The 23,768-nt window shown below is 57.7% G+C and carries 23 protein-coding genes and 2 pseudogenes; 6 read left to right on the top strand and 19 right to left on the bottom strand.

The features are described 5' to 3' along the window. Window positions 1-41: 41 nt before the first annotated feature. The 4 genes and pseudogenes from EQG66_RS13225 (at window position 42) to EQG66_RS15725 (ending at window position 2,612) form a co-directional block, all read left to right on the top strand. Window positions 42-1,133, top strand: a complete 1,092-nt coding sequence (locus tag EQG66_RS13225; RefSeq protein ID WP_124809297.1) for an IS110 family RNA-guided transposase — start codon at window positions 42-44, stop codon at window positions 1,131-1,133. Window positions 1,134-1,704: 571 nt separating this feature from the next. Beyond that, window positions 1,705-1,905, top strand: a pseudogene (locus EQG66_RS15640) (Arm DNA-binding domain-containing protein); the annotation flags it as partial. 159 nt (window positions 1,906-2,064) lie between these two features. Continuing rightward, a pseudogene (locus EQG66_RS15635) lies at window positions 2,065-2,369 on the top strand (amidohydrolase family protein); the annotation flags it as partial. Window positions 2,370-2,486: 117 nt separating this feature from the next. Beyond that, the gene (locus tag EQG66_RS15725; protein ID WP_281273948.1) at window positions 2,487-2,612 is read left to right on the top strand and encodes a hypothetical protein; all 126 of its coding nucleotides are present in this window, start codon (window positions 2,487-2,489) and stop codon (window positions 2,610-2,612) included. A 214-nt stretch (window positions 2,613-2,826) separates the two neighbouring features. Here EQG66_RS15725 and EQG66_RS13215 read toward each other — a convergent pair whose 3' ends face one another. From EQG66_RS13215 to ligK, 17 genes are all read right to left on the bottom strand, one after another. Continuing rightward, a complete protein-coding gene (locus tag EQG66_RS13215) occupies window positions 2,827-3,561 on the bottom strand; it encodes an SDR family oxidoreductase (protein ID WP_129405072.1) in 735 nt (244 codons plus the stop codon). Between the two features lie 40 nt (window positions 3,562-3,601). Continuing rightward, window positions 3,602-5,050, bottom strand: coding sequence for an amidohydrolase family protein (locus tag EQG66_RS13210; RefSeq protein ID WP_129405071.1), 1,449 nt, complete (start codon window positions 5,048-5,050; stop codon window positions 3,602-3,604). A gap of 78 nt (window positions 5,051-5,128) precedes the next feature. Beyond that, entirely contained in the window at window positions 5,129-6,133 is a 1,005-nt protein-coding gene (locus EQG66_RS13205) for an NADP-dependent oxidoreductase (protein ID WP_129405074.1), read from the bottom strand. A 68-nt stretch (window positions 6,134-6,201) separates the two neighbouring features. Continuing rightward, on the bottom strand, window positions 6,202-7,131 hold the full coding sequence (gene kce / locus EQG66_RS13200) for a 3,5-dioxohexanoate:acetyl-CoA acetone transferase (RefSeq protein ID WP_425470253.1): 930 nt from the start codon (window positions 7,129-7,131) through the stop codon (window positions 6,202-6,204). A gap of 62 nt (window positions 7,132-7,193) precedes the next feature. Then, window positions 7,194-8,087 (bottom strand): fumarylacetoacetate hydrolase family protein, encoded by an 894-nt coding sequence (locus EQG66_RS13195; RefSeq protein ID WP_129405069.1) that lies wholly within the window; start codon window positions 8,085-8,087, stop codon window positions 7,194-7,196. Between the two features lie 162 nt (window positions 8,088-8,249). Then, window positions 8,250-10,634, bottom strand: coding sequence for a TonB-dependent receptor (locus tag EQG66_RS13190; RefSeq protein WP_129405068.1), 2,385 nt, complete (start codon window positions 10,632-10,634; stop codon window positions 8,250-8,252). Between the two features lie 44 nt (window positions 10,635-10,678). Beyond that, window positions 10,679-11,233: a VOC family protein gene (locus EQG66_RS13185; RefSeq protein ID WP_129405067.1), complete on the bottom strand. Its 555-nt coding sequence runs from the start codon at window positions 11,231-11,233 to the stop codon at window positions 10,679-10,681. A gap of 29 nt (window positions 11,234-11,262) precedes the next feature. Beyond that, window positions 11,263-12,279 (bottom strand): NADPH:quinone oxidoreductase family protein, encoded by a 1,017-nt coding sequence (locus tag EQG66_RS13180; RefSeq protein WP_129405066.1) that lies wholly within the window; start codon window positions 12,277-12,279, stop codon window positions 11,263-11,265. Next, window positions 12,279-13,055, bottom strand: coding sequence for an SDR family oxidoreductase (locus tag EQG66_RS13175; RefSeq protein WP_129405065.1), 777 nt, complete (start codon window positions 13,053-13,055; stop codon window positions 12,279-12,281). The genes EQG66_RS13180 and EQG66_RS13175 overlap by 1 nt, the downstream gene beginning before the upstream one ends. A gap of 67 nt (window positions 13,056-13,122) precedes the next feature. Then, a complete protein-coding gene (locus tag EQG66_RS13170; RefSeq protein ID WP_129405064.1) occupies window positions 13,123-14,400 on the bottom strand; it encodes a cytochrome P450 in 1,278 nt (425 codons plus the stop codon). Between the two features lie 33 nt (window positions 14,401-14,433). Then, entirely contained in the window at window positions 14,434-15,438 is a 1,005-nt protein-coding gene (locus EQG66_RS13165) for an MBL fold metallo-hydrolase (RefSeq protein ID WP_129405063.1), read from the bottom strand. A 104-nt stretch (window positions 15,439-15,542) separates the two neighbouring features. Continuing rightward, window positions 15,543-16,205, bottom strand: coding sequence for a TetR/AcrR family transcriptional regulator (locus EQG66_RS13160; RefSeq protein WP_129405062.1), 663 nt, complete (start codon window positions 16,203-16,205; stop codon window positions 15,543-15,545). A 541-nt stretch (window positions 16,206-16,746) separates the two neighbouring features. Then, window positions 16,747-17,589 carry a class III extradiol dioxygenase subunit beta gene (locus EQG66_RS13155; protein WP_129405061.1) on the bottom strand — a complete coding sequence of 281 codons (843 nt, stop codon included), beginning with the start codon at window positions 17,587-17,589 and terminating at the stop codon, window positions 16,747-16,749. 1 nt (window position 17,590) lies between these two features. After that, the gene (gene ligA, locus EQG66_RS13150; RefSeq protein ID WP_129405060.1) at window positions 17,591-18,010 is read right to left on the bottom strand and encodes a protocatechuate 4,5-dioxygenase subunit alpha; all 420 of its coding nucleotides are present in this window, start codon (window positions 18,008-18,010) and stop codon (window positions 17,591-17,593) included. 118 nt (window positions 18,011-18,128) lie between these two features. Continuing rightward, window positions 18,129-19,028: an amidohydrolase family protein gene (locus EQG66_RS13145; RefSeq protein ID WP_129405059.1), complete on the bottom strand. Its 900-nt coding sequence runs from the start codon at window positions 19,026-19,028 to the stop codon at window positions 18,129-18,131. Next, on the bottom strand, window positions 19,025-20,095 hold the full coding sequence (locus tag EQG66_RS13140) for a 4-oxalomesaconate tautomerase (RefSeq protein WP_129405058.1): 1,071 nt from the start codon (window positions 20,093-20,095) through the stop codon (window positions 19,025-19,027). The genes EQG66_RS13145 and EQG66_RS13140 overlap by 4 nt, the downstream gene beginning before the upstream one ends. Further along, window positions 20,088-20,762, bottom strand: a complete 675-nt coding sequence (ligK, locus tag EQG66_RS13135) for a 4-carboxy-4-hydroxy-2-oxoadipate aldolase/oxaloacetate decarboxylase (protein WP_129405057.1) — start codon at window positions 20,760-20,762, stop codon at window positions 20,088-20,090. Before ligK ends, EQG66_RS13140 begins: the two co-directional genes overlap by 8 nt. A gap of 99 nt (window positions 20,763-20,861) precedes the next feature. Here ligK and EQG66_RS13130 point away from each other — a divergent pair, with 99 nt between their 5' ends. After that, window positions 20,862-22,007 carry a LysR family transcriptional regulator gene (locus tag EQG66_RS13130; protein WP_129405056.1) on the top strand — a complete coding sequence of 382 codons (1,146 nt, stop codon included), beginning with the start codon at window positions 20,862-20,864 and terminating at the stop codon, window positions 22,005-22,007. Window positions 22,008-22,013: 6 nt separating this feature from the next. Here the strand turns inward: EQG66_RS13130 and EQG66_RS13125 are convergent, their stop codons facing one another. Both EQG66_RS13125 and EQG66_RS13120 read right to left on the bottom strand, forming a co-directional pair. Further along, window positions 22,014-22,853 carry a class III extradiol dioxygenase family protein gene (locus tag EQG66_RS13125; protein ID WP_129405055.1) on the bottom strand — a complete coding sequence of 280 codons (840 nt, stop codon included), beginning with the start codon at window positions 22,851-22,853 and terminating at the stop codon, window positions 22,014-22,016. Between the two features lies 1 nt (window position 22,854). Further along, window positions 22,855-23,223 carry a protocatechuate 4,5-dioxygenase subunit alpha gene (locus EQG66_RS13120; RefSeq protein WP_129405054.1) on the bottom strand — a complete coding sequence of 123 codons (369 nt, stop codon included), beginning with the start codon at window positions 23,221-23,223 and terminating at the stop codon, window positions 22,855-22,857. 209 nt (window positions 23,224-23,432) lie between these two features. On the opposite strand from EQG66_RS13120, the gene EQG66_RS13115 reads away from it, so the two are divergent. After that, window positions 23,433-23,657: a hypothetical protein gene (locus tag EQG66_RS13115; protein WP_129405053.1), complete on the top strand. Its 225-nt coding sequence runs from the start codon at window positions 23,433-23,435 to the stop codon at window positions 23,655-23,657. Window positions 23,658-23,768 lie beyond the last annotated feature (111 nt).

The following is a 23,768-nucleotide window of genomic DNA, read 5'->3' as shown; positions in this document are numbered from 1 at the left end:
GCGGACGTCGGAAGTTTGCAGGGCTCCTGCCGCGAGATTAAATGACGCCGCGCCAAAATGCTATGTTTTCATGGAGGATAGTGTTGGCAGGTCGGAGGTACTGGGTTGGTTTGGATACCGGAGTTGCGGAAACAGCAGTGTGCCTCATCGACGAATTCGGTGAAATCCTGTTCGAAGGAAAACGAGAAACGCATGCTGGCCAGATAAAGGATATCCTGCGCCCATTTGGTGTCGAAGCGGTGCAGCGCATCACCATCGAAGCGGGCGTAGGCACTCACATGGTGCGTGAACTCCAGGCTCAGGGCTTTCCCGTCTATGTCGCTGAGGTTCGTCGTGCCTCCAAGTTCCTCGCTATCCGGCGGCAGAAGACTGACTCCAACGATGCGAGAGGGCTTGCGGAGCTCGGCCGCGTCGGACGCACCATCGGGGCAGAGGTCTTCGTAAAGCCACTCGACTGTCAGAACTTGCGCAGCCTCCTCAATGTCCGCAAGAACCTCATTCAGCAGCGCATGAAGATCGACGCCCTGGTTCAGTCCATCGTCCGTTTGCACGGAGGAAAGCTGAAGACGAGCAGCGGGGTTGGCAGGCTCGCGAGCGGCATCGAAGATCAGCTGGAAATTCTGCGGGCGGACGGGCTCGATGTCGATGCCGACGTCCGGCCGCTCATTTCGATTGCGGAAAACCTTCGTTCGCATATTGCAGGAATGGACAAGCGGCTCCGTGCGGCAGCTCTTGCTCATCCGGTTTGTTCAAACCTCATGACCGTCCCTGGCGTCGGTCCAATCACCGCCTTGTCCTTTTACAGCGCCATCGGCGATCCGTCGCGCTTTCAGCGAACCCGCGATGTTGGCCCCTATTTCGGATTGACCCCAACAATCCATCAGTCGGGCGTTCTCGCCCGGGTCGGCCGGATCAGCAGGTTCGGTAGCAAGCTCACGCGGACTCACCTGGTTTCGGCTGCCACCGTCTTGCTGTGCTCGACAAAGACGGAAAGCGCACTGCAGGCATGGGGGCTGACACTGAGGAAGAAAGTAGGCTTGTCGAAAGCCAGGGTTGCTGTGGCTCGAAAGCTGGCGGTCGTCATGCTTCACATGTGGAAGTCTGGATCCTCCTTTGACCCGGCTCGCACATGACAAGTTCCTCCTGACGGAGGGGCAGGCCTGGACCCCGCATCGTTTTCTGGGGCTCTCACCCCGGCGTAGGTAATTGGGCCAGGCCTGCCGATCACAGCCGCCAGACTATCCATTCCAATCGCGTGTTGGACGAGATCGCCTGAGAGTACGCGGGCCAAGTTGGAACGCTTCATGAACGGTTTTCTGCGGGCCTTTCGGTCCCTACAAGGCTAGATTTTCTGCTTTTGTTCACGGTGCAAAAATGGCGGAAATCCGCCATTTTTTGAAGATTCGAGTCCTAGCAAAAGACTCGAACCTCTAAACCACACCGAAATGCGGGCTTTTGTGCGGGCCTTCGCAAAAACCACATCGTCTATGTTGCTGTTATAACACAGAAAAAATTATTCGATGCGGGTCCTCTTCTGGGCACCATTTGTTCTTCCGGGGGCGTCCGAGGACGTCCAAAAAACGGGAGATTTCCGCCATTTTCTGTGCTATAAGCGTCCGAAGACATCCGGGCGAATACGGCACCAATCGGGAACAATCGTGGTATCCTGAGTGGTATCGACTGCCCCATCTGGACGGCGATACCATGACCAAACTCCACGTGACGACCATTAGCAGTGCCAAGGCTCGTGACAAGGATTACAAGCTGGGAGACGGTGCCGGCCTCTATCTCCTCGTTCGTCCAAACGGATCGAAACTCTGGCGCCTCAACTATAGCTGGCTCGGCAAACAGAAGACCTTGGCGCTTGGACAGTGGCCTGAGCTGAGCCTTGCCGATGCCCGCGACAAGCGCGACGAGGCTCGGCGCCTGCTCGCTCTGGGTGTAGACCCTTCCCACCAACAGAAAGTCGACGCGGCAAAGGCCAGAATCGAGGATGATAACACCTTCAAGGCCGTCGCCAAGGAATGGATCGCCAAGCAGGAACGCGAGGAGATGGCGGAGATCATGCGGGCATTTCGCGTCCTGCTCGACAGTCGGGACGAATCTGGTTCAAGGCCACCTGCCCCGGCCGGCTTGATGGCAAGGGGCCGCCATGTGATGCGTTCGCCACCGCGGTCGCGCCTCTGGTCGTCGACCATCCCAACCGCGTCCTGTGGGGCACGGACTGACCCCACCCCAACATGGAAAAGGCCGTTCCCGATGACGGGTTTGTCGTCGACATGATCCCGCGCATTGCACCAGGGGCGGAATTGCAACGCAAGATGCTGGTCGACAATCCGGCGCGCCTCTACTGGCCTGAAGAATTGTAAAGTACGCCGAACTGCGCCGCGAATTGCCTCTCCTGGCAGCTTGCCGGGCGACACGGTTTAAGGTACAGCCAATTAACAGAACAATGTTCTGTTTAGCAGACCAACAGGGAGATCAAGGTGACCGACTATCCGGCATTGCACTTGATGATCGACGGGGACACGATCGGCGCAGGCGCGCGGGAGACGCTGCGTTCGACAGCGGTGCAGTCCGCTTTTCACCAGCACTTGGGCGGTTCGAGTTGAGCCCTTCAGGAACACTGACGCACCGAGCTTCCCCGCCTGTCTGAAACGCGATGGAAATGGCTCAACCGGCTACCCTCGATGGCGGTAGTTCGGGGGCAAGGGTGCTTCGTCAAAACCGGTAATTCATTAACGCACCGGGCGGCGGGGAGTTCTAGCCTCTGACGAGTGTCATTCCACAGTCGTCCAGGGATGTTCTACTCCTGTCGATTGCACCTTAAGGCTTCACCCCGCCATTCGCGCTGATGGTTTCCGCAGTTACCCAGCCGGCATCCGCGCTGACAAGAAAACTGACCAGTGCCGCTATGTCGTCAGGCCTGCCGAGGCGACCCATGGCGGTCATGCCGACCATCATCCCCCTGAAATCCTCCGGCTGGTTTGCCAGCATGTCGGTCTCGGTGAAGCCGGGAAGGACAGCGTTCACCGTGATGCCTCTGGGCGCCAGCTCATACGCCAAGCCCTTGCAGAACTGCTCGATCGCCGTCTTGCTGGCGCAATAGGCTGGCGCGAACGACACCCGCCGGGTTCCCAGTGTAGAAATAGCAACGATCCTGCCATTGTCCGCCATCACCTGGCTTGCGCGCTGCATGGCGAAGAAGGTTCCGCGTGTCATGTCGAACAGGGAATCGTACATCTCCGGTGTGGTTTCCAGAAAGGCGACGGGTACGCTCACGCCGGCGTTGCATACGAGAATGTCGAGGCCGCCCATCTTCTCCGCGGCGGCGTCAACCAGCGCCATGGAAGCGTCACGGTCAGCGATGTCTGCTTTGAGCGCATGGGCAACACCGCCTGCAGCCACGATATCGGCGACCAGCGCATCAGCGGCGGCGGAGTTGCTGTGATAGTTGATCGTGACCGCGCATCCATCGCGCGCCAGTGCCCGCGCGATGGCCGCGCCGATGCCGCGTGACGCGCCGGTGATCAGAGCGCGCCTTGCAGAAGCTTCTTGCATATGACTTCTCCGATGTTTCAACGGCGACCAGAAGCTGCTTTTACCCCCACAAGGGTGCCCAGGCTTTCCGCATGGCATCCGAGTCAATGCGCGCAAAGCGTTCGTCGATGGCATCTCTCGACGCTTGAATACGGCGCTCGATGCCCGTCCACTCGTCGCCCACCAGTCGGCCCGCACGCTTGCGGGCTACACCGTTGATCCAGACGCAGTCGATGTCATTCGCATTGGCGTAGAACATCAGGGCGGCAACCGGATCGCGAACGGGTGCGGTATTGATGGAATTGAGGCGCGTAAGGATCACATCGGCTTTTTTGCCTGGCGTCAGGGTGCCAATCTCGTTCTCAAGGCCCATGCAGGTTGCTCCGCCGAGCGTTGCATATTCCAGCATCTTGGCGGCAGGATAGCGCAAACTGCCGGGCAGCTTTCGATCCATGCTGCTGGGATGCCTGCCCCCATTTTCCTGCTCGCCATGCAGGTACCGCATTGATTGTAGCATGAGCCGCATTTGCGCAAACATATCGCCCGAAAAGCCCGATACGATATCAACGCCTAACGACGGCATGCGGCCGGTCTGCGCCACCCGTTCAAGGATTGGAAAGCCCGGCCCCATTTGCAGCTCGGTTTCTGGAGTGGTCGATATCCACCCGCCTTCCTTCGCAAGCAATTTCAGATCATCATCTGTGAGCTGATTGCCATGCGAGAGCAGAAGGTCATCCCCTAACGCGCCTGCCTTGAACAGTTGCGTAATGAGACTCACACCCGGATTGCTGACGACAGTGGAATGGAAAGTAATACGTGCAGGTTCGAGCGTCCTGCTCCATGCGAGTTCGTCCAGTACAGGTTCGATACTGGGGAACGTGAAAAACTCGCTTGATGCGATTCCGAAGCGTAGCAGTGAATCATTGGCCGGGAAGAACTTTTCGCGGACCCGCCGCGCGTTCCGCATCTGAAAATCTTCAATCGGACCCGCCGTGTCCATCAGGATTGCTGCGGAGTTAATTTTCTGTCCTGGCTTGTATTTTGGGTTGCGATATACCCCGTAACAGAAGATGCCCCGCATTCCTGCGTCGACGAGCCCCTGTACCAGCGCATCGGAATGGTCAGCGGAAATTTGCAGGTGTGAATGATCGACGACGGTCGTAATACCCGCATTAATCATCTCAAGAGCGCCGACATAATTGCCGAGATAGGCGTCTTCCGGCTCATAGCAGACGGAGTACATCGTCCGTATCTCGGCAAGATACTGGAAGAGGCTCCAGTCGGTCGCCACGCCGCGCAGCTGCGTCTGCCAGACATGGCGATGGGTATCCACAAATCCGGGACTCGCCACCATTCCGGTGGCATCGATAGTCTCGGCATCATCGGCGACGATATTGGGGGCGACATCGGCAATGCGGTCGTCGATCAAAAGAATGTCGCCAGTGGTGAGATCGCTCGTGGCGCGATCCATCGTTAACAGCGTAGCGTTCTTTATCAGGGTCTTTGCCATTCCATTTCCCTCGTCCCTTTAGGCGTCAGCGCAGCGCCTATTTGCTCGCCCCCCTCATTTCCAGGTCAAGCAAACCTATTAGAGAGCCAGCAACTGCTTTCCGAGATTCTGCCCGCGGAAGATCCTGTTGAGCGTCTCTGGCGCATTTTCGAGGCCTTGTTGCACATCCTCGACAGAAACGAGCGAGCCATCATCCAGCCATCCCTTCAGCGTGGTAAATGCTTCCTCGAACCTGTCCTGAAAATCAAATACGAGAAAGCCGGTCATGGTCGAGCGACGGAGACCGAGCTGCATGTAGTTCTTGATTCCGGCAGCCGGAGCATTTTCATCCGCTACGTAGGAAGAGATACCACCGCACAGGCATACTCGCGCGCCAATTGCCAGGTTTGCGAGCGCTGCGTCCAGGACAGGACCGCCGACATTCTCGAAGACAATATTGATACCATCCGGAGCCAGCTTCTGAAGCTGTTCGCCAATATCCTGCGATTTGTAGTCGATACAGGCGTCAAAGCCCGCTACTTCGGTCACCCAGCGGCATTTCTCCTCGCCCCCGGCAATGCCGATGACGCGGGCACCTCTTATCTTGGCTATCTGCCCTGCGACTGACCCGGTCGCCCCGGCCGCGCCCGATACGACCACTATGTCACTGGTCTGGGGCCGTGCGATTTCCGTCATGCCAAAATAGGCTGTGAGGCCGGTAAGGCCCAGCACGTTAAGCGCCTTGAGTTCCGAATCTGTGCGAAGGGGAACGACATCGTTGTCTTCGGTGAGCAGGCAATAGTCCTGCCACCCAAAACTGCCCTGAACCTTGAGACCGACCGGAAACTTTTCATTCTTGGAGCTGACAACCTCGCCCGCGGCATAGGATTCAACGACGTCGCCGATTGGTATGGCGGGCCGATAACTGTCGAAGGAAATCCAGTAAAGTTGGGCGGGCTCAAAGGCGAGATGGGTTACGCGGACGACAAACTCCCGATCGGTCGGCACAGGCACCGCGTCTTCGACGAGCGCGAGGTCACCCGGACGCAACAATCCTTCTGGTCGCTTTTTCACGATCCATTTACGGTTGGTCCCGTCACTCATCATTCACTCCATTATGTTCTTCGCTACGGCAGGGCCAGAATCTGCTGGCAGTTGGTGCAAAGGCACGATCAGAATGCGACATTGTCTCCGCCCTTGAGCGCAAGTATCTCGCGCGCTTCGGCAGGCGTTGCAATCTCCAACGAAAGCGGCTTCAGTATTGAACGGATGATCTGAACCTGCTCCGCGTTCGATGTGGCAAGTCGTCCTTTGCCCGCAAAAAGCGAGTCTTCGAGGCCGACCCGGACATTAGCGCCGTTGATCGCCCCCATGGTAAGGAACGGCATCTGATGCCGCCCGGCCGCCATTACGGACCAGAGATAATCTTTGCCGAACAACCGGTCCGCCAGACGCTTCATGTGAAGAAGGTTCTCGGTGTCCGGTCCTGTACCGCCAAGAATTCCGAAGATGGTCTGGACGAACAAGGGTGGTGTAACGAGTTTGCGATCAAGGAAATGCGCCAGATTATAGAGGTGGCCGGTGTCGTAGCATTCGAACTCGAACTTAGTGCCATGGCCCTTTCCAAGCTGGTCCAGGATTTTCTCTATGTCCGCAAAGGTGTTGCGGAAAATGGAATCCCGCGAGGCCTCCAAATAGGGCGCTTCCCACTCGTGCTTGAATTCCTTGTACTTTCCCAACAGCGGGTAAAGACCAAAGTTCATCGATCCCATATTCAGCGAGCAAAGCTCCGGCGACGCGCGCAGCGGCGCCGCCAGTCGCTCTTCGATTGTCATGATATGGCTGCCGCCGGTCGTGATATTGACGACCGCATCGGTACTTTGCTTTATGCGGGGAAGAAACTGCATGAACACGTTCGGATCTGCAGTCGGCTTCCCGGTTTCCGGATCGCGCGCGTGCAGATGAAGGATCGACGCGCCAGCCTCTGCCGCGCCGATCGCGTCGGCGGCGATTTCATTCGGTGTGCACGGCAAATGCGGCGACATCGTCGGCGTGTGAACGGAACCTGTCACCGCGCAACTGATGATGACTTTGTTGGAAATGACAATTCTCCTGTAGCTTTTGGTGGGCGCAGACCCAGCTGAAATTCTCGCTAACGCGCTTTCTATGCTTGCAATCGGGTCACGCGGTTGGTGAGCGCACCAATGCCCTCTACGACCAGGCTGACCTCGTCGCCGACATTGAGTCTGCGATCCAATTCGAAGCCACAGCCGTTGAGCACGGTGCCCGATCCAATGATCTCTCCAGGTGTCAGTGGAGCAATTCGGCTGGAATTGCTTATCGCGTCCTCAAATTTGTGGAACATGGTACTGGTCGAGCCTTTGCTCCACCGTTCGCCATTCACATAGGCTTCCATCGTTAGCGCATAGGGGTCTTCGAATTCATCGACGGTTGCGATGCATGGGCCGATGCTATTGCCGAAATCCTTGCCCGTTCCCGGCCCGGCGCCGGTCTTGAGGAACACCGCCTGAAGGTCCCGCGCCGACCAGTCGTTGAACACCGTGTAGCCGAAAATATGGTCACGCGCGTTCTCGCGGCTGACCGCGATGCCCGTTTTCCCGATCACGCATGCCCATTCTAGCTCGTAATCGATCCAGTCGGTGTCGATCGGGAACGGCACATCGTCGCCGGGTCCGAATACATGGGCAGTATCGCTGTTCACGTAAATGGTCTGGCGCCTGAACTCCGGATGCATCGGTGTGTCCAGTTTCGCCAGAGCGACTTCAAGATGCTCGAGAAACAGCATGGAATCCCGCAGGCGGATAGGTCGCGGCAGCGGAGCCAGCAAACGGGCGTCCTCTAGCAACACACGAGCCTCAGCTGGAGCGCGGTCGGTCCATTGCCGCGCCTGGGTCAAGGCCTCGTCACCGGCTTCAATGAACTGTTGCATCGTAGAAGGAAACCGAGATCCCAAGCCGGCGAAATCGACTATGAACCCGCCGGAATGGAGGGCGCCAATGCTCTCGCCATTCGCCGACCGAAATGTAACCAGTTTCATTGTTTATCTCCGTTTATCGAAATGCATCCAGCAAAGATGCGGAAGGTCGTGCCGAGCATCATCGCTGAAGTTGTGCGAACCTCGCTTCTTTGCTCCGACTAGTACGTCGGCACCCGGATAAACCTGGGCACCGACGCACTTGTTATATTCTGCTAATCGTCTTTAAAAACGCACCGTAGCGGTCACACCGTAAGTTCGTGGCGGATCGATGTAGCTCAGCAGACTGTTGCTCGCCAAAAAGCTGTTGGCTGTAGCTGAAGCAATCGTTGTCTTGTCCGTGATATTCTTCACGAACAGTCCAACCTGCCACTTGTCGGACCCGCCAATATAATCGATCGACGCGTCGAATTTGGTGAACTCCCCTTGCGAAATCGTCCGGATATTGAAAGGCGAGAAATGAATGCGGGAGGAGTAGTTGACATCGCCCCGCAGCCTCAACGAACCGCTTGCCAGATCATGAGTGTACTCGAACCCAGCCTGACCCTGCCATTTCGGGGATTGGGGAAGGGTGTTGCCTTTGTAGTTCAGCACGGGCGCACCCACCAGATCCGTATTTGCCGTGATGAAATCCTTGAACTTCGCATTGAGGTAGCTGCCGTTCAGATCCAGCCTCAACCCCGGCGCCAAAATGGCCTGGATCTCACCCTCAAAGCCGTAAGATCGAGCCTTTGCCGCATTCTTCGTATTTACGATATTGCCAATGATCACCGACACCTGAAGGTTGCTGTAGTCATAATAGAACGCCGCAAGGTTCGCTTGCACCCGTCCACCGAACAGGCGGGTTTTCACCCCTGCTTCATAGTCCCAAAGCTTTTCCGGATTATAAGGTGTAAGCTGGGTTGCGCCCAGATCGAAGCCGCCGCTCTTGTAGCCTTTAGCTACGGTGACATAGAAAGTGCTGTCTGGCGCGAAGAAATAAGAGAGGGTTGCCTTCGGCGTGAAGGATGTTTCGGAGTCCGACCGTGGCGCTGGCGTGAACAGCGCGGAGGAGAGTGGATTGGGAGTGGTCATGGCAGAGAAATCGAACTGAACCGAGTCCTTTACCTTGTGCCGTTCCCACGCATAGCGGAGGCCACCCGTCAATTCGAGTTCCGGCGTAATTTTCCATGTAGCCTGACCGTATCCCGCAACCGTTTCGGTCTTGCCGATGCCGCCCGCCCAATAGCCATGGACATAGCCATTGGGCGACGCCGGAATGGGGCCAAGCCCGAGCAGGTTGAGCAGGTCGACGCCAAGCGGAATATCGACATGCCCGTTGATCCGCTCGCGAAAATAATACACGCCGCCAACCCACCTGAACGTATCTGAGTCACCTGAAAGCTGTAGCTCTTGGCTGATCTGGTTCGCCTTCTCGGAATTCGTCAGCGGCGTGGCATCGCCGGTCCCATCGGCATATTTGTCCGTGTAGTTCGAATGGCGATAGGCGGTGATCGATTTGAGTGTGGCGAAGGACAGGTCATGTTCGACCGTCAGGCTGGCGCCGTAAAAGGTGCGCCGGTTGCTTGGGTCGATCAATGAATCGAAGTCGCGCACTGTTGGCGGGATTGGCCCGCCCAGTTGCTGGCGCGTCAGCAGTGTCGACAGCATGACCGGGAATACTGCCGGATAAGCCTGGCCGCCATAATGGCCGCCATAGTTCCGGTCGTTCTCATGGTGATAGTCAAATGCCGCCGTGATCGTCGTTTCGGCAGACGGCTCGAACCGTAGCTTGGCGCGGACGCTTTGGGTTGCGGCGTTATCGACATCGTTGCCCGTGCCGTAATTCTTGCCATAACCGTCGCGATTGACGATCTTGACGGCGAGGCGTCCGGAGACCGTGTCAGAGAGTGGCCCAGAAACTGCTCCTTCTTCGGTAAACAGATTATAGTTGCCGATGGTCTGCGTGAAATAACCGGACAGATCGCTGGTCGGATCGGCAGTGATGACGTTGAGCGCACCACCCGTTGCATTACGGCCGTAGAGCGTTCCCTGTGGACCGCGCAGAATCTCCACGCGCGCGACATCGTAGAAGCCGCTGAGTGCTGTAGCCGGGCGACTGAAATAAATACCGTCCGTATAATAAGCGACGCGCCCTTCGGCACCCGCATTGATCGAGTTGAAACCGACACCGCGGATCGCGAGGCGCGCTGTGCCGCCGTACATGCCGAAATTCATGCTCGGGACCGACGAGGCGAGGGACGACGCATCCGTAATATGGTTCTTTGCGAGCGCGTCGCCGGTCAGCGCCGTCACGGCGAGTGGTGCGCGCGACAGCTTTTCTTCGGTCTTTTGGGCTGTAACGATGATTTCGCCTATGGCGTCAACATCGCTTGCGGCCTGCGCTGGTGCGTCGGACTGCGCATGTAACGGGCTCGAACTGCCGATAGCAATCGCGGCAGCCGCACATGTGGCCGAAAAATATATTGAAGATGCTTTCATGCATTTCCTCCCTCTGATGGCTGATGGCTCAGCGATTCTGGTGACCCTTGAAGGTCTGTTATCAGTATGAATCAGTCTGTCGTACGAACGACCGACTGTCAAGATCAAAACGGTTAGCGGTCCTTCCACGATGATTTCGCCTCTAGATCGGCCTTATGAGAAGCTTGAACGGACTACTGAAACAGTTCCTCGAACGGACGAACAGGGCGTTCGCCAGTCCAATCAACTGAACTCGACCACATTTTGGTGAAGGCAGAATCAATCAGTGGGCCGGATGAAATAAGTTCTACGAGGCGATAGCCATCCGATCCTGAAGCTTCCATGAAATAGACTTGGTCGCCACTTGGCATCCAGGCGTGAAAGACATTGTCGTATCCCATCTCTTCGTAGCGTCGCCGCTCCGCTTCGATATCGCTGCAGGCCTGACCGAAATGATGGAAGCCATAGCCATGGGCCTGGATGGCATCACGCTGGATGCCAGGCTCGTCATTGACCAGTTCGATCAGTTCGATCTGCATCAATCCTGCAAAGCCGAGGGCAGCGTTGAACAGCGCGCGGCATGGCTCGCCACGATAAACAGGGTCTGTGCCTGAAAAATTTTCCGCCAGAAACCAGGGCCCCGCCTTCATGGTGTCTGTCCAGTAGGCTATCGCCTTGCGGAGATCGGGGACAGTATATGCTATCTGGATCAGCCCATCCTTGGGGCGACCAAAGCCAAAGTTCGACAAGCTGAATTCCTTCTGTCAGCAAAGCGTGATCATGCCGTCCCGTCCTGTGCGATCTTCACGACGACCTTTCCTATCGCCGAGCGGCTGGCGAGGCGGGCAATGGCGTCGCCACCTTCCACCAGATCATAGATGCGGTCGATGCGGGGGCGGATGCGACCCTCGCTCCACCACGCCAGCAACTGATCGATATGCCGCCTGTGCCGTTCTGGCTCGCGTTCCATGAAGCCTCCCCAGAATATGCCGCGCACGTCGCATGACTTGAGAAGGGTGAGGTTGAGGGGAATTTTCGGGATGCCAGCCGGAAAGCCCACGACCAGATAGCGACCTTCCCAAGCGATGCTTCGGAGCGCGGGTTCTGCATAATCGCCGCCTACGGGGTCATAAATGACATGTGCACCCTCGGGACCTATCGCTTCCTTGAAAGCGTGGGCGAGAGCTCTGGTCGCGTCCTTGTCAAATGGGGCACGGCCATAGACCAGCGTCCGGTCAGCGCCTGCTGTATGTGCAGCAGCGGCTTTCTCGTCACTGGAAACCGCCGCTACTACTGTTGCACCAAGAGCTTTCCCGATCTCTATCGCGGACAGGCCAACGCCTCCCGCTGCACCGAGAACGAGCAATGTCTCACCGGATTTGAGATTGCCCCGATCCATCAACGCATGGATGGTCGTGCCGTATGTGAATATCAGGGCAGCGCCTTCGATGGGATCGGCATCGTTTGGCATGCGGATGGCCGCCTCGGCGGGAACAATGACTTGCTCCATTAGGCCGCCATTGGGCACCAGCAGCGCAATCAACCGGTCACCGATCGCCCAGCCGGTCACACCCTCGCCGACCGCCTCAACTTCTCCGGAGATTTCGGCACCGGGAGCGAACGGGCGCGGCGGCTTGAACTGATATTTGTCCTCGATGATCAGCACATCGGGATAGTTCAGCCCGCAGGCCAGCACCCTCACGCTTAGCTCGCCTTCGCCCGGCTGGGGCGCCGAGATGTCGGTCAGCTCCAGCGTCTCCGGTCCGCCGGATTTCATCGATAGAAGGGCTTTCATCAATATCCTCCGCGGATGGTCGTGCCACCGTCGACAACGATACCTTGGCCAGTGACATAGGCACCTCCTTGCGAAGCGAGAAAGACTGCCACGCCGGCAATCTCTTCAGGCTCCCCGATGCGACCGAGCGGCGTCACGCGGCGCAGTGCGGCTTCGGCTTCGGGATCTTCCCATAGGGCGCGTGCAAAATCGGTGCGGACGACGCCAGGCACGATCGCATTGACACGTACATTGTACGGCCCGAACTCGGTCGCGAGGTTGCGCACCAGCTGCAGGTCCGCAGCTTTGGATATATTGTAAGCGCCGATCACGTCGGAGCCGGTCAGTCCTCCGATCGATGAGATGACGATAATCGCACCATCCCGTCGATCGCACATTTCCGGTGCGACCATGGAAATCAGCCAGTGGTTGGCGAGCACATTATTATCGAAGACCTTCCGGAACTGGTCGTCGCTGATGCCCGCCATCGGTCCATAATAGGGATTGGAGGCTGCATTGCAGACAAGCAGGTCGATCTGGCCGAAGCGCTGCCGGGTTGCGGCGACCATCGATTCCAGCGCCGCCTTGTCCGAGATGCTGGCGGCAATTGCGATTGCGCGGTCATCGCCATGCTTGTCGTTGATCACTGCGGCAACCGCATCGCATGCGGGCTGCTTGCGGCTGGAAATCACAACCTTCGCGCCCGCGTCCGCATAAGCCTCGGCTATCGCGCGTCCAATTCCACGCGAGGACCCGGTTATGACCGCAACTTTGCCCGTCAAATCAAACAAGCTCATGCCTCCGTTAGTCCTCCTTGCTTGCCGCACTGGCTACAAGCCGTAGCTTGGCGCGGCGCTCGTCATGTCATTGATACGTAAAGTTTACCGGCAAGCTCTTGATCGAGCAGAGGTTGGCCGAATGGGTTCGCTTTGGCGGCCCCGCCAGTTCCACCGACACCAGACGCTTGAACAGCTCCTCATAGAAGATTCGCATCTCGAGATTGGCGATGTTCCGGCCAAGGCACAGATGCGGTCCGTGGCCGAACCCCAGATGGACGTTCAGCGGACGGTCCAGGGAAAATGTCTCGGGGTTCTCGAAAACATTCTCGTCCCTGTTCGCCGAGAGATAGGACATCATGATCCAGTCGCCCTTGCGGATGGTTTGGCCGCGCAGCTCGTAATCGACCGCGGCCGTCCGCATGAAACTCAGGAGCGGACTGGCCCAGCGCACGCCTTCATCCACAAGATTGGCAACAAGCGACCGGTCAGCGCGAATACGATCGACCAGATCAGGTCTTTCCGCCAACGCCCACATCGCTCCCGCTGTGGACGCCGATGTCGTGTCGTGGCCTGCCGTGGCAACCACGACCATTTGGCTCATCGCTTCCCAGTGGGAAAGCAGCTTTCCGTTCACCATTCCGTTTGCGATCTTGGAACTGATGGAGTCGTCCGGGTTGGCCCGGAGCCTGTCAACAAGCGAATAGAAATAGCCCTTATAATCCTCCAGCACATTGTGATCGAGGGCGACGCCCTCATTCGCCGTGCCATAATCGGGATCCTGGGGGCTTTGGAACGCCTGAGTCAGGCGCAGGATGTGATCCTCGTCCTCGCTCGGCAGGCCCAGCAGCTTGAGGATGACGCGCAGCGGATAGCGCACCGCTGCATCCTCGACGAAATCGGCCGATCCTCCCTTTGCAAGGAATTCCTCTACCGACTTGATGGCGATGGCCCGGATGGAATCTTCCAGCCCCTTGACACCCTTGGGAGCAAAATCCGCGAAAGTGAGGCGCCGGTTGGCCCAGTGCTCCGGCGGGTCCATCGTGATGAGCGCCCGTAGGAAGGGTGGCGCACCCGGCGCGTCCATTTCGGCCAAAGCGGCCTTGCTGGACAGGATGCAGCGATATCCATTGGAGGGAAAAATATCTGGCTGGTGACTGACTTCGCGCACATCGGCATATCGGGTCACCACCCAGAAAGGATCATAGCCATCGGGATAGGCCATGGCCAGGGGCAGCTCACGTCGCAGATAGGCGAAGTCGGCGTTGATACCGGTCCATTCCGCAAATGCTGCAGGACTGACAATATGTTCGGCAATGGTCCGGGGTACTATTGCCTTCTGGGAGGTTTCCGCTGCCTCAGACAATGTTCTCTCTCCATGTTTACGATTTTGTTCTTGCTAGTGGGAATGGCCGCATCCCGAATGACCGGCAGCAGCCCGCGCCGCTCGCTTGTCGAGGAAGCGATCGAAGAGCCCATAGATCTCCAGAAAATTGGCGGTCGCTTCCGGGCTGCCATATTGGCGATACAGAAAATTTACCGCTCCGATGATGCGCTCGGGCAGATCCCAGTCCGGAAGGTCGGGAAGCTCCGCTATTTCCAGAGCCGTGTCCATGATTGACAATCCTGCCTCGAACCGCCTGCGTGTTTCTTCCTGAAATCGAACCATGAAGGTACGAAATTCCGTGACACTGGACTTGTCGGCTATCGGACCATGCCCAGGCATGACAACATCCACATCGAGCGACAGAATGTGATCGCAGGCCGCGATCCACCCCTCAATCGAGCCTTCCCATAACACCGGATAGGATTTGTTGAACAACAGATCGCCTGTGTAGACGACGCGATCCTCGACCGAGTGCACCAGCACGTCGCCGCTCGAATGCGCTGGCCCCACCGCAGCAAGGACGACGTTCTTGTTCCCGACTTTCAAGCGCTTTTCTTTTACAAATGTTTCGTGCGGCAGGGTTACAATAACGCCAGCAGCATCCTCGACAGTCAGCGCGCAATTCTCATGGATGTAATGCGCACCCGCACCAAGTTCCTGCCAATTCCCGAAGATTTTGCGATAGTCCTCCGGAGTCACATTCAGGAATTCATCTGCCGCCGCTTTCGACGCCAATATATGAGCCCCCTTGACGAGCTGGTTGCCAAAAATGTGATCGGCGTCGTTGTGGGTGTTAACCAGAAAATCGATGTTTTTCGCCGCCGGAACTGCATCCGCCATCACTGCCAACATCTCGCCGGTCAGTTTGAGGCCAAAGAGTGTGTCGATCAGCAGGCTCTGATCTTCGTCCGTAATGAGGCCAGCGTTGTTCCACCCCCAAGAACCATCAGGCTGCAGATAAGCGTAGGCTCCGGGCCCAATTTCCTGCAACCCCTTATCGTATGCCCACTTCGACATCTGACCAACTCTCCTCGATTTGTATTGACAGTCTGTCGTACGAACGACCGACTGTCAATACAAATCCGGACGACCGGTTAGATATCAGTAAATTCTAAAGGTTTTCATTTATGGGCGGGAATATCCAACACGGCTTTTGTGCCGCCAATGACGAACGGAAGAAGGCGCTCGCTAACAGCAACGAAGTTCGTCGCGCTTGCCGCACCTCCTGAGATGCGCTTTAGCCTGTCGTTCTTCGCTTGAGTTACGCTGTCCAGCATGCACCCGATGATGAACTGATACGCATAAGCGAGGTTGGTGTGCGTTGACGGCGGGCAGGTTGCTTTCAGCCAACCCAGCAACTCGATCCCGATCGGATCCAGCAATTCAGGAACCAGATTCTCGTGATCTTCGGCGGTGACGTACATAAGCCTAACAAACAGGCTGATGTAGTTGCGCCAACCTGTTTCTCCACTGAGCGCTAGCTTCATCATGGGCAGCACGATCGCGGTGATAGCCTCGTCGAGATCCGGTGTCGCCCCGCCGCGTTTGGCGGAAAAGTCGGCATACATAGCTCGACGCAGACTATTCATCTCCTCAAAGCGGCGTGTTAGTACCTCTCGAAGAAGGACATCCTTCGTTTTAAAGTGATAGCTTAAGGTGCCGAGCGTGTCACCGGAGAGGGCAGCAATCTGCCGGGTCGTCGCGGCGTCATATCCCTTTTCCGCAAATACCTGTTCGGCTGCGTCAAGAAGTCTATCCCAGCTACCCCCCTTTGTCGCGGCCATACGATCTCCAAGAAAAGGGGAAACCTATTGCCGAGGTTGGCAGGTTGGTCAAGTGTACGAGGCTCTTCGTGTCGGCGGGTCTTTCTTGGCTCAAAGAACGACCAATTACGTCAGAAAAACGCACCTACTATTGTCTGATGACCCGCCTGATCGAACGACCGCTTCAGTAAGCGATGACGCGTAAGCGGGCAGTCCGGATCGTCCAACGCAAGGGACATCATGAAGCCGGATCGCGCAACGACCATACTGACAGCAGCAGCACGAATCGAAGTGTTCAACGCGCGATATAAGCAATCTGGGACTCGAACCTCCCAAGCAAAAAGTCCTAGGGTATCGCTATGGGTACCGGCTCGCGTATGATTACCAAGAATGTTGGTTTTCCGCGCCTTAGAGACCCCTTTTCGAGTCCTCTTCTGCCTAGAATCCGAGGATGTACGGCCACGTCCGAGGGACGACCCGATCGGGTCTGCACCCGCTCAGTGTCAAAACTGGCTTGGTCAGCTACCTAAGTAGCGAAAAATCCTCGGTGCACGCCTTTTGTCTAGGCCGGTTCGAGAACGATATGGCCGATTGCCGTATTGCTGCACGGAATATGATAATGCCTATGGAGTCGAGTGACGGCATGGCCCAGTGCACCGCGCATGATCAGCCACATGACCATCTCGATGCCTTCACTGCCCGTTTCACGCAGATATTCGATGTGCGGAATATGCCGGGCCGCATCCCCGGCAGTTTCGAGAAGGTCGAGAAACCTGTTGTCCCATTCCCGGTTGAGCAGGCCCGCGCGCGGCCCCTGTAACTGGTGGCTCATGCCGCCGGTGCCCCAGATCTGGACGTTGAGATCTTCCGGAAAGCTCTGGACCGCGCGGGCGATCGCTTCGCCCAGCGCCCAGCATCTGTTGCCCGAAGGCACCGGGTAGGTCACGACATTGACAGCCAGCGGCACAACCCTGACCGGCCAGGCCGCTGGCGCACCGAACATCATCGACATAGGCACCGTGAGGCCGTGATCAACGTCCATCTCGTTGATGATGGTCATGTCGAACTCTTCGAGGATCAGGCTTTGGGCGATATGCCATGCCAGACCCGCATGGCCCTCTACGTCGGGAACGGGGCGCGGTCCCCAACCCTCGTCCGCAGATTTGTAGACATCGCCACAGCCTATCGCGAAGGTAGGAATGATATTGGCATCGAAGGCAGAGGCATGGTCGTTATAAACGAGAATGACCACGTCTGGCTTGGCTGTCGTTTCCAGCCATGTGCGTGTCCACTCATATCCTTGAAAGATCGGGCCGAAATATTCATCCCCGGTCTTGCCCTGATCGACAGCGACGCCGAGCAGCGGAACATGGCTGGAGCCGATACCGGCAGTAATGCGCGCCATATCAATATTTTCCTTTGATCGAGCGCAGCCCTTCAGGACTGCGGCCGCCGTTGTTCATCATTTCGCGATATTCAGGGAAGGTCATGTCAGTCATCGTGCTGACCGCTTCGGCAAAGCTCAGGCCGTCCGTCGAGAACAGCTTGGCCAGAAAATAGACATTGCCGCCCAGATCGAGCAGGCGATTGAAATCGCGGCTGAGCAGCGCTTCCTTGGCCTCCTCCGACAACTTCCAATCGTTCAGATAGGCGCGCTCGTCCGCCTTGAACCGCTCACGGTTCTCCGGCTTCATCAGGCTCATGGCGAACTGATTGATCCAGTATCCTTTGCGCGCGCGGGCTGCCGTGAATACTCGCGTTCCCGGAATGTCATCAAATTCAGCCAGATACTCGTGGATGCTCTGGTGTCCCAACGCAGAATTCATTCAAACCCCTCCAACAGTGGAAGCCAACACCTGACTCGGCGGTCTATAAGGGATACAAATATCACAATAGATTTCCATTATATAGCAATATATTGATTTATGGGATCCAAATTGGTCTTCACTGCGCCATTTCACCATCCACACCGAGTTCCTCCGGCCAATATAGCCGCATGGGATTTACGACGAGCAACTTGCGCTGAAGCTCTGCCGTGTGCGCAATCCGGGGGATCATGTCGACGATATCGCCATCATCGGGGACGTTGCTCTCCATATTAGGATGCGGCCAGTCGGTGCCCCACAGCACTCGATCCTCATATGCCTCCACCAGAGGCGCAACGGCACGCGCAAACATGTCCCAGGGGCTTCCGTTGGGATCGAGCCGATCCGGGCATGTCGCCTTGAACCAGATGTCTTCCCGGCTATCGAGGAGGCGTCGGAAAGCCTGCATGTCCTTTCCGTCCGGCCCCTGCGAGACATCTGGCCGCCCCATATGGTCTATCACCAGCGGCACCGGGATCGCGTCCATGAACGGACGCAGCTCTTCCAGAATGTCCGCCTCGAAATAGATGACGACATGCCACCCGGCGGGCAGACGCCTTGCCACCTCGATGAACTTGTCCTTGGGGGCGTCGTCGACAAGGCGCTTGAGAAAGTTGAAACGCACTCCGCGGATGCCCCCCTCATGCAGCCTCGCGAGTTCGGCCTCCGAGATATTGGGATCAACGACGGCAACGCCGCGCGCCTTGCCCTGCGATCGGGAGATCGCGTTCAGTGTCGCGCTGTTATCCGTGCCGTGGCAGCTCGCCTGCACGATGAAATTCCGGCTAAACCCCAGATGATCTCGCAAGGCGAACAGCATGTCCGGGCCCGCATCCTGCGGATGGTATTTCGCCTTGGGACTGAACGGAAATTCGTCCATCGGGCCAAAGACATGGCAATGTGCGTCGATTGCCCCCACCGGAGGCACATAGCGCGGCTTTGAGGGTGAGGAATGCCAGGATTTTATGCGCGCACTCATGTGAATATCACTCCATCCATGAGCTTGCGGGCGGTACGCAGCAAGGCTGCTGAGGTGACGGCGCCATTCTCGTCGCAATCCAGCACGCAGGTGAGCTCGCCGGTTGGATGCTCCACCGAGAGCGTCTTGCGATCTCCGGGCGGCACACAGGCGACACCGGCGGCGGGGGAACCGTCGATAAGGCACGCGGTCGCGACGCTCACCGCCCCCAGCACGCCGATGGTGGCATGGGCGCGGTGTGGAATGAAACTGCGTACGCATATGGCCCCTCCGGCACGGGGCGGCGCTACCAGCATCATTTTGGGGACACTCTTTGTGGTTACGTCGCCCAGGTTCATCATCGGCCCTGCAACCAGGCGGATCGCCTCGATCCTTTTCTTGAGGTCAGTATTTGCATCGAGGCTTTCCCGGTCTTCATAGCCAGTGATGCCCATGTCGGATGCTTTCATGACGACACAGGGCATGCCGTTATCGATCAGGGTCACGGCAACGCCCTCGATTGTGTCGAAAGCATTGCCGGTCGGCAGCAGCTGGCCACAGCTCGATCCAGCGGTATCGCGAAACTCAATGGGGACCGCGGCGTGTGTTCCCGGAACGCCATCGATGGCAGCACTGCCTATATAGCTGACTTCGCCGCCCGGTGTCTGCACCGTCCCAACAGCGACCTGCCCCGTGTTTTCCATCCAGATTGTTACGCGCGTTTCCGGGTCCGATGCGGGCACCAGTCCCCGTTCTATGGCGAATGGACCCACGGCAGCGAGCATGTTTCCGCAATTCTGGGCATCGCTCACCACTGCCTGATCGACGAAAACCTGAAGGAACAAGTAGTCAACATCGACGCCCGCGCGCGCGGATTTGCTCACCACGGCTACCTTGCTGGTCAGAGGATCCGCTCCCCCCATGCCGTCGATCTGACGCAAATCGGGCGACCCCATTGCCCGCAGCAAAAACGCATCTCGCGCTCGCTGATCGGCTGGTAGGTCTTCCTTCAGGAAGAAGCCGCCTTTAGATGTCCCGCCCCGCATCCACATGCAACGCGCGGAGCCGGGGGCGAGTGTGTCAGACATATTTCAGCCCTTGCCGCTCAAGCCGCTCCCGCATCTTGTACATATCAAGACCGAGAACGCCCGATGCGAGCTTTTCGCGCTTCTCGCTCTCGTTCGCTTCGCGTGCCTGGGCGGCTTCCAGCACGGCCCGCGCGTTGGCGCGCGGCACCACGCAGACGCCATCGTCGTCCGCAACGATCACATCGCCCGGATTGACGAGCGCACTGGCGCAAACGACAGGGATGTTGACGCTGCCCAGCGTATTCTTGACCGTGCCCTGAGCATAGACCGCCTTGGACCAGACGGGGAACTGCATTTCGGTCAGATCGCGCACATCACGGACGCCCGCATCAATCACCAGCCCCCGACACCCGCGCGCTTGCGCCGAGGTTGCGAGGAGATCCCCGAAATACCCGTCCTCGCAGGGGCTTGTGGGGGCAAGAAGCAAAATATCGCCTTCGCGCAACTGCTCGATTGCGACGTGAACCATCCAGTTGTCGCCCGGCGGCGCGCTGATCGTCACGGCCGAACCAGCGATACGCGCACCCGCATAAATCGGGCGCATATAGCTGGCCAGCAGGCCAGTGCGCGCCTGAGCTTCATGCACAGTCGCAACTCCGCATCTGGCCAATCCGTCTATGACATCGGCAGCGGCGCGCTCGATGTGCTGGACGACTATTCCGGTCATGCTTGCCTCTTTTCCTACCCTCCGCAAGCATGCCGCGGAATGGCGAAAATGAACAAACATATGTCTGGCAGAGCTATTAGATTTTGCTAAGATAAAAATATGAAAGTTTGGGATTTCAATCTGCGCCATTTGCAGGCGATGACAAAAATCGCCGAATTTGGAACAATGAATGCAGCGGCCCAAGCCGTCAGCCTCTCCCAACCGGCGATAACCCAGGCGCTTGTCCAGATTGAAAATATGCTGGGCATCGCGTTGTTCGAGCGGCGGCACAACGGCATGGTCCAAACTCAGGCGGCCGCGATCTTCCTGCCACGCGTAGAGGCGGCGCTGTCCCATATCGCCAGCCCCCATGTCACGATGTCACGTTTGCGCGCGCTCATAGCGCTAGCCGACGCGGGAAGCTATATTGGGGCGGCGCAGACCGCCAATCTGGCGTCGCCCTCACTGCACCGCGCAGTCAGCGATCTGGCGCTGGTCTTGCGCTGCACGCTGGTCGAACGACGCGGCAAGGTGGTCCGCCTGACCGAGGCGGGCGTCAGGCTGGCCCGCGCATTTCGCCTTGCCAAGGTGGAGCTGGAGAATGGGCTGGCCGAGCTGGAGGCGTTAAAGGGACATGAGACCCGCACTATAGCCGTAGGCGCCATGCCACTTTCACGTGCCAGGGTTCTTCCCGCAGCAATCACGACCTTTCTCAAAGCCCGTCCACAAGTCCGTATTTCCATCGTGGAAGGCTCCCGCACGGAACTGGTCGAGCCGCTTCGCAACGGAGCACTGGATATGATGATCGGCGCCCAGCGCGATCCGCTCATGGAGCCCGATCTGGTCGAGCGCCCACTGTTTCGCGACAGGCTTATCGTGATCGCACGAAAAGGCCATGCACTCGACGGAGCCGCGCCGGACTTGAGGAAGCTGGGGGACTTTCCGTGGGTGGTTGCGGCGCGTGGGGCACCCCTGCGCGCATTGTGGGAGAATATGTTCGAGCGGCATGGACTGCCTTTGCCCGCCGTCCCTATAGAGTCAGGGTCCATGATGACGATCCGGCAGTTACTGATGGACAGCGACATGCTGACCCTCGCTTCCCCCGATCAGGTGAGGGTTGAGCTGGAGGCAGGCTGGCTGGCCAAGATCATGGATCTGCCGACCGATCTGGGCCGCAACATTGCCCTCACCACCCGCGTTTCGTGGAAACCGACCGAGGTTCAAGCCGAATTTGTTGCCCATCTCGAACGTGCGGCAGCGGCTTGAACCGCATCACGCGGGCTCATACACCACAGTCGCGGCCGCCGTGTTCGATATGGGCACATGATAGTTCCGGTGGATCTCGTTTGCGGACGGCCCCAGCGCCCCGCGCGCCGCAATCCAGTTGAGCACCTCAACCCCTTGAGTACCCGCCAGACGAACGATTTCGTGGATGGAGTCTTTGATGATGGCTTCGGGATCGTTCACCAGATGATCGAGCACGAAACGGTCATAGTCGGGATTCATGAACCCGGCCCTCTCGCCATCAAGCTGATGAGACAAACCACCTGTGCCTACCACAACAATCCGCTCGTTACCCGCCCAGCTGGCCAGCGCCTTGTGCACGGCGCGGCCCAAAGCAAGGCATCGTTTGGCGGAGGGCAGCGGATGCTGAACGGTGTTGATGCCGATGGGCACCAGCTTCAAAGGCCAAGGCTCACATTTCGGATAGGCCAGGGCGAAGGGAATCGAGACGGCATGGTCCACCAGCATCTGCTGGCAGGTCACGGGGTCAAATTCCTCTTCCAGCAGTGTCTCGATGATATGCCAGCTCAATTCCGGATGCCCGACGAAGGACGGATAGAGAGGCAGCCCCCACCCTTCGTCGGCATTGTGATAGTGCGGCGCCGCACCAACGGCGAAGGTCGGCATGCTATCGAGAAAGAAGTTCAGCCCATGGTCATTGGAGAACACGACCGCCACATCCGGTTTCACCTTCCCCAGCCATTCCTGAACGGGAGGAAATCCGTCGAAGAACGGCTTCCAGTAAGGAGTCTGTTCATCACCTCGATGAATTGCCCCACCGATAGCAGGAACGTGGCTGGTGAAATAAGCGCCTACGATTTGAGCCATCTTATGCCTCCGATATTTGAGTTTGCGGCGCCTGATCGAGCAGAAACTGTTTGAACTCCGCGACTGTTTTGCCGGTCTGCAATGCTCCGACATCCTGGACATTCAGCCCAAAGATTCCCGCCAGCTTGGCAAGGTAGTAAATGTTTCCACCGGCCGCGATCATACCCAGAATGTCGCGGCGAGCGACGGCATCGCGCTGCTCCGGTGTCAGCCCGTAACGCGCGCAATAGGCCGACTCATCCTCCAAAAACTGCTGCCGATTGGAAGGAAGGTTGAAAGAAAAGCACATGGCATTCAGCGCATAACCCTTGCGCGCGGCTGCGCCGTCAAAAATGTGTGTGCCCGGAATGGGATCAACCTTATTGTGCATCGCCTGTCTCCCGCCTTGGACGTGAAAGGCTCATCGCGAGCCGCCCGGACCTTTCACTATTGCGCGCGGACGAGCTTCTTGTTGACCTGGGTCAAGATAAGCCGGCGCCCGGATGACCGGGATATATTTCTAAGCTGAATTAGCATAATCTTATAGCGTGGCAGTGCTTACGATTTGCCGATCCTTGGGGTTCGCCGCAGAATGAGGGCATGACTTTGGCCCTTGTTGGATATGGAGAAGCGGGATCGACCTTTGCGGTTGCGGGCGCGTGGGGCGGCCTTGCGCGCGGTTGGGATCTGAAGGCAGACCGGCGTGCCGCGATGGTGATCGATGGCCTGCCTGCATCGGGCAGCGTGCAGGAAGTGCTGGCCAACGCCAGGTTGGTGCTCTCCCTCGTAACGGCAACAAGTGCCTATGATGTTGATTTTCATTGAGAGTTGACCCGGTGTTTTCACTGAGAAGTGACCCGTCTTGTGATTATGTTTCGATTAATTCCTGTGGGTCAAGATAGTGCTTTCTCCTTTTTGGGTTTTGCCTGCTGGGCA

Source organism: Sphingobium fluviale, assembly GCF_004122115.1.
In the GTDB taxonomy this organism is placed as follows: Bacteria; Pseudomonadota; Alphaproteobacteria; order Sphingomonadales; family Sphingomonadaceae; genus Sphingobium; species Sphingobium fluviale.
The sequence above is the reverse complement of the archived record's forward strand: the minus strand, read 5'-3'. Positions and strand labels throughout refer to the sequence as shown.

Coding starts and splice junctions, on each gene's coding strand:
- EQG66_RS13120 (WP_129405054.1), bottom strand. CDS start 23,223: ATGCACAATAAGGTTGATCCCATTCCGGGCACACACATTTTTGACGGC.
- EQG66_RS13180 (WP_129405066.1), bottom strand. CDS start 12,279: ATGAAAGCCCTTCTATCGATGAAATCCGGCGGACCGGAGACGCTGGAG.
- ligA (WP_129405060.1), bottom strand. CDS start 18,010: ATGAATTCTGCGTTGGGACACCAGAGCATCCACGAGTATCTGGCTGAA.
- EQG66_RS13225 (WP_124809297.1), top strand. CDS start 42: ATGACGCCGCGCCAAAATGCTATGTTTTCATGGAGGATAGTGTTGGCA.
- EQG66_RS13145 (WP_129405059.1), bottom strand. CDS start 19,028: ATGAGTGCGCGCATAAAATCCTGGCATTCCTCACCCTCAAAGCCGCGC.
- EQG66_RS13155 (WP_129405061.1), bottom strand. CDS start 17,589: ATGGCGCGCATTACTGCCGGTATCGGCTCCAGCCATGTTCCGCTGCTC.
- EQG66_RS13125 (WP_129405055.1), bottom strand. CDS start 22,853: ATGGCTCAAATCGTAGGCGCTTATTTCACCAGCCACGTTCCTGCTATC.
- EQG66_RS13160 (WP_129405062.1), bottom strand. CDS start 16,205: ATGGCCGCGACAAAGGGGGGTAGCTGGGATAGACTTCTTGACGCAGCC.
- EQG66_RS13165 (WP_129405063.1), bottom strand. CDS start 15,438: ATGTCGAAGTGGGCATACGATAAGGGGTTGCAGGAAATTGGGCCCGGA.
- ligK (WP_129405057.1), bottom strand. CDS start 20,762: ATGACCGGAATAGTCGTCCAGCACATCGAGCGCGCCGCTGCCGATGTC.
- EQG66_RS13215 (WP_129405072.1), bottom strand. CDS start 3,561: ATGCAAGAAGCTTCTGCAAGGCGCGCTCTGATCACCGGCGCGTCACGC.
- EQG66_RS13210 (WP_129405071.1), bottom strand. CDS start 5,050: ATGGCAAAGACCCTGATAAAGAACGCTACGCTGTTAACGATGGATCGC.
- EQG66_RS13205 (WP_129405074.1), bottom strand. CDS start 6,133: ATGAGTGACGGGACCAACCGTAAATGGATCGTGAAAAAGCGACCAGAA.
- EQG66_RS13130 (WP_129405056.1), top strand. CDS start 20,862: ATGAAAGTTTGGGATTTCAATCTGCGCCATTTGCAGGCGATGACAAAA.
- EQG66_RS13175 (WP_129405065.1), bottom strand. CDS start 13,055: ATGAGCTTGTTTGATTTGACGGGCAAAGTTGCGGTCATAACCGGGTCC.
- EQG66_RS13115 (WP_129405053.1), top strand. CDS start 23,433: ATGACTTTGGCCCTTGTTGGATATGGAGAAGCGGGATCGACCTTTGCG.
- EQG66_RS13195 (WP_129405069.1), bottom strand. CDS start 8,087: ATGAAACTGGTTACATTTCGGTCGGCGAATGGCGAGAGCATTGGCGCC.
- EQG66_RS13140 (WP_129405058.1), bottom strand. CDS start 20,095: ATGTCTGACACACTCGCCCCCGGCTCCGCGCGTTGCATGTGGATGCGG.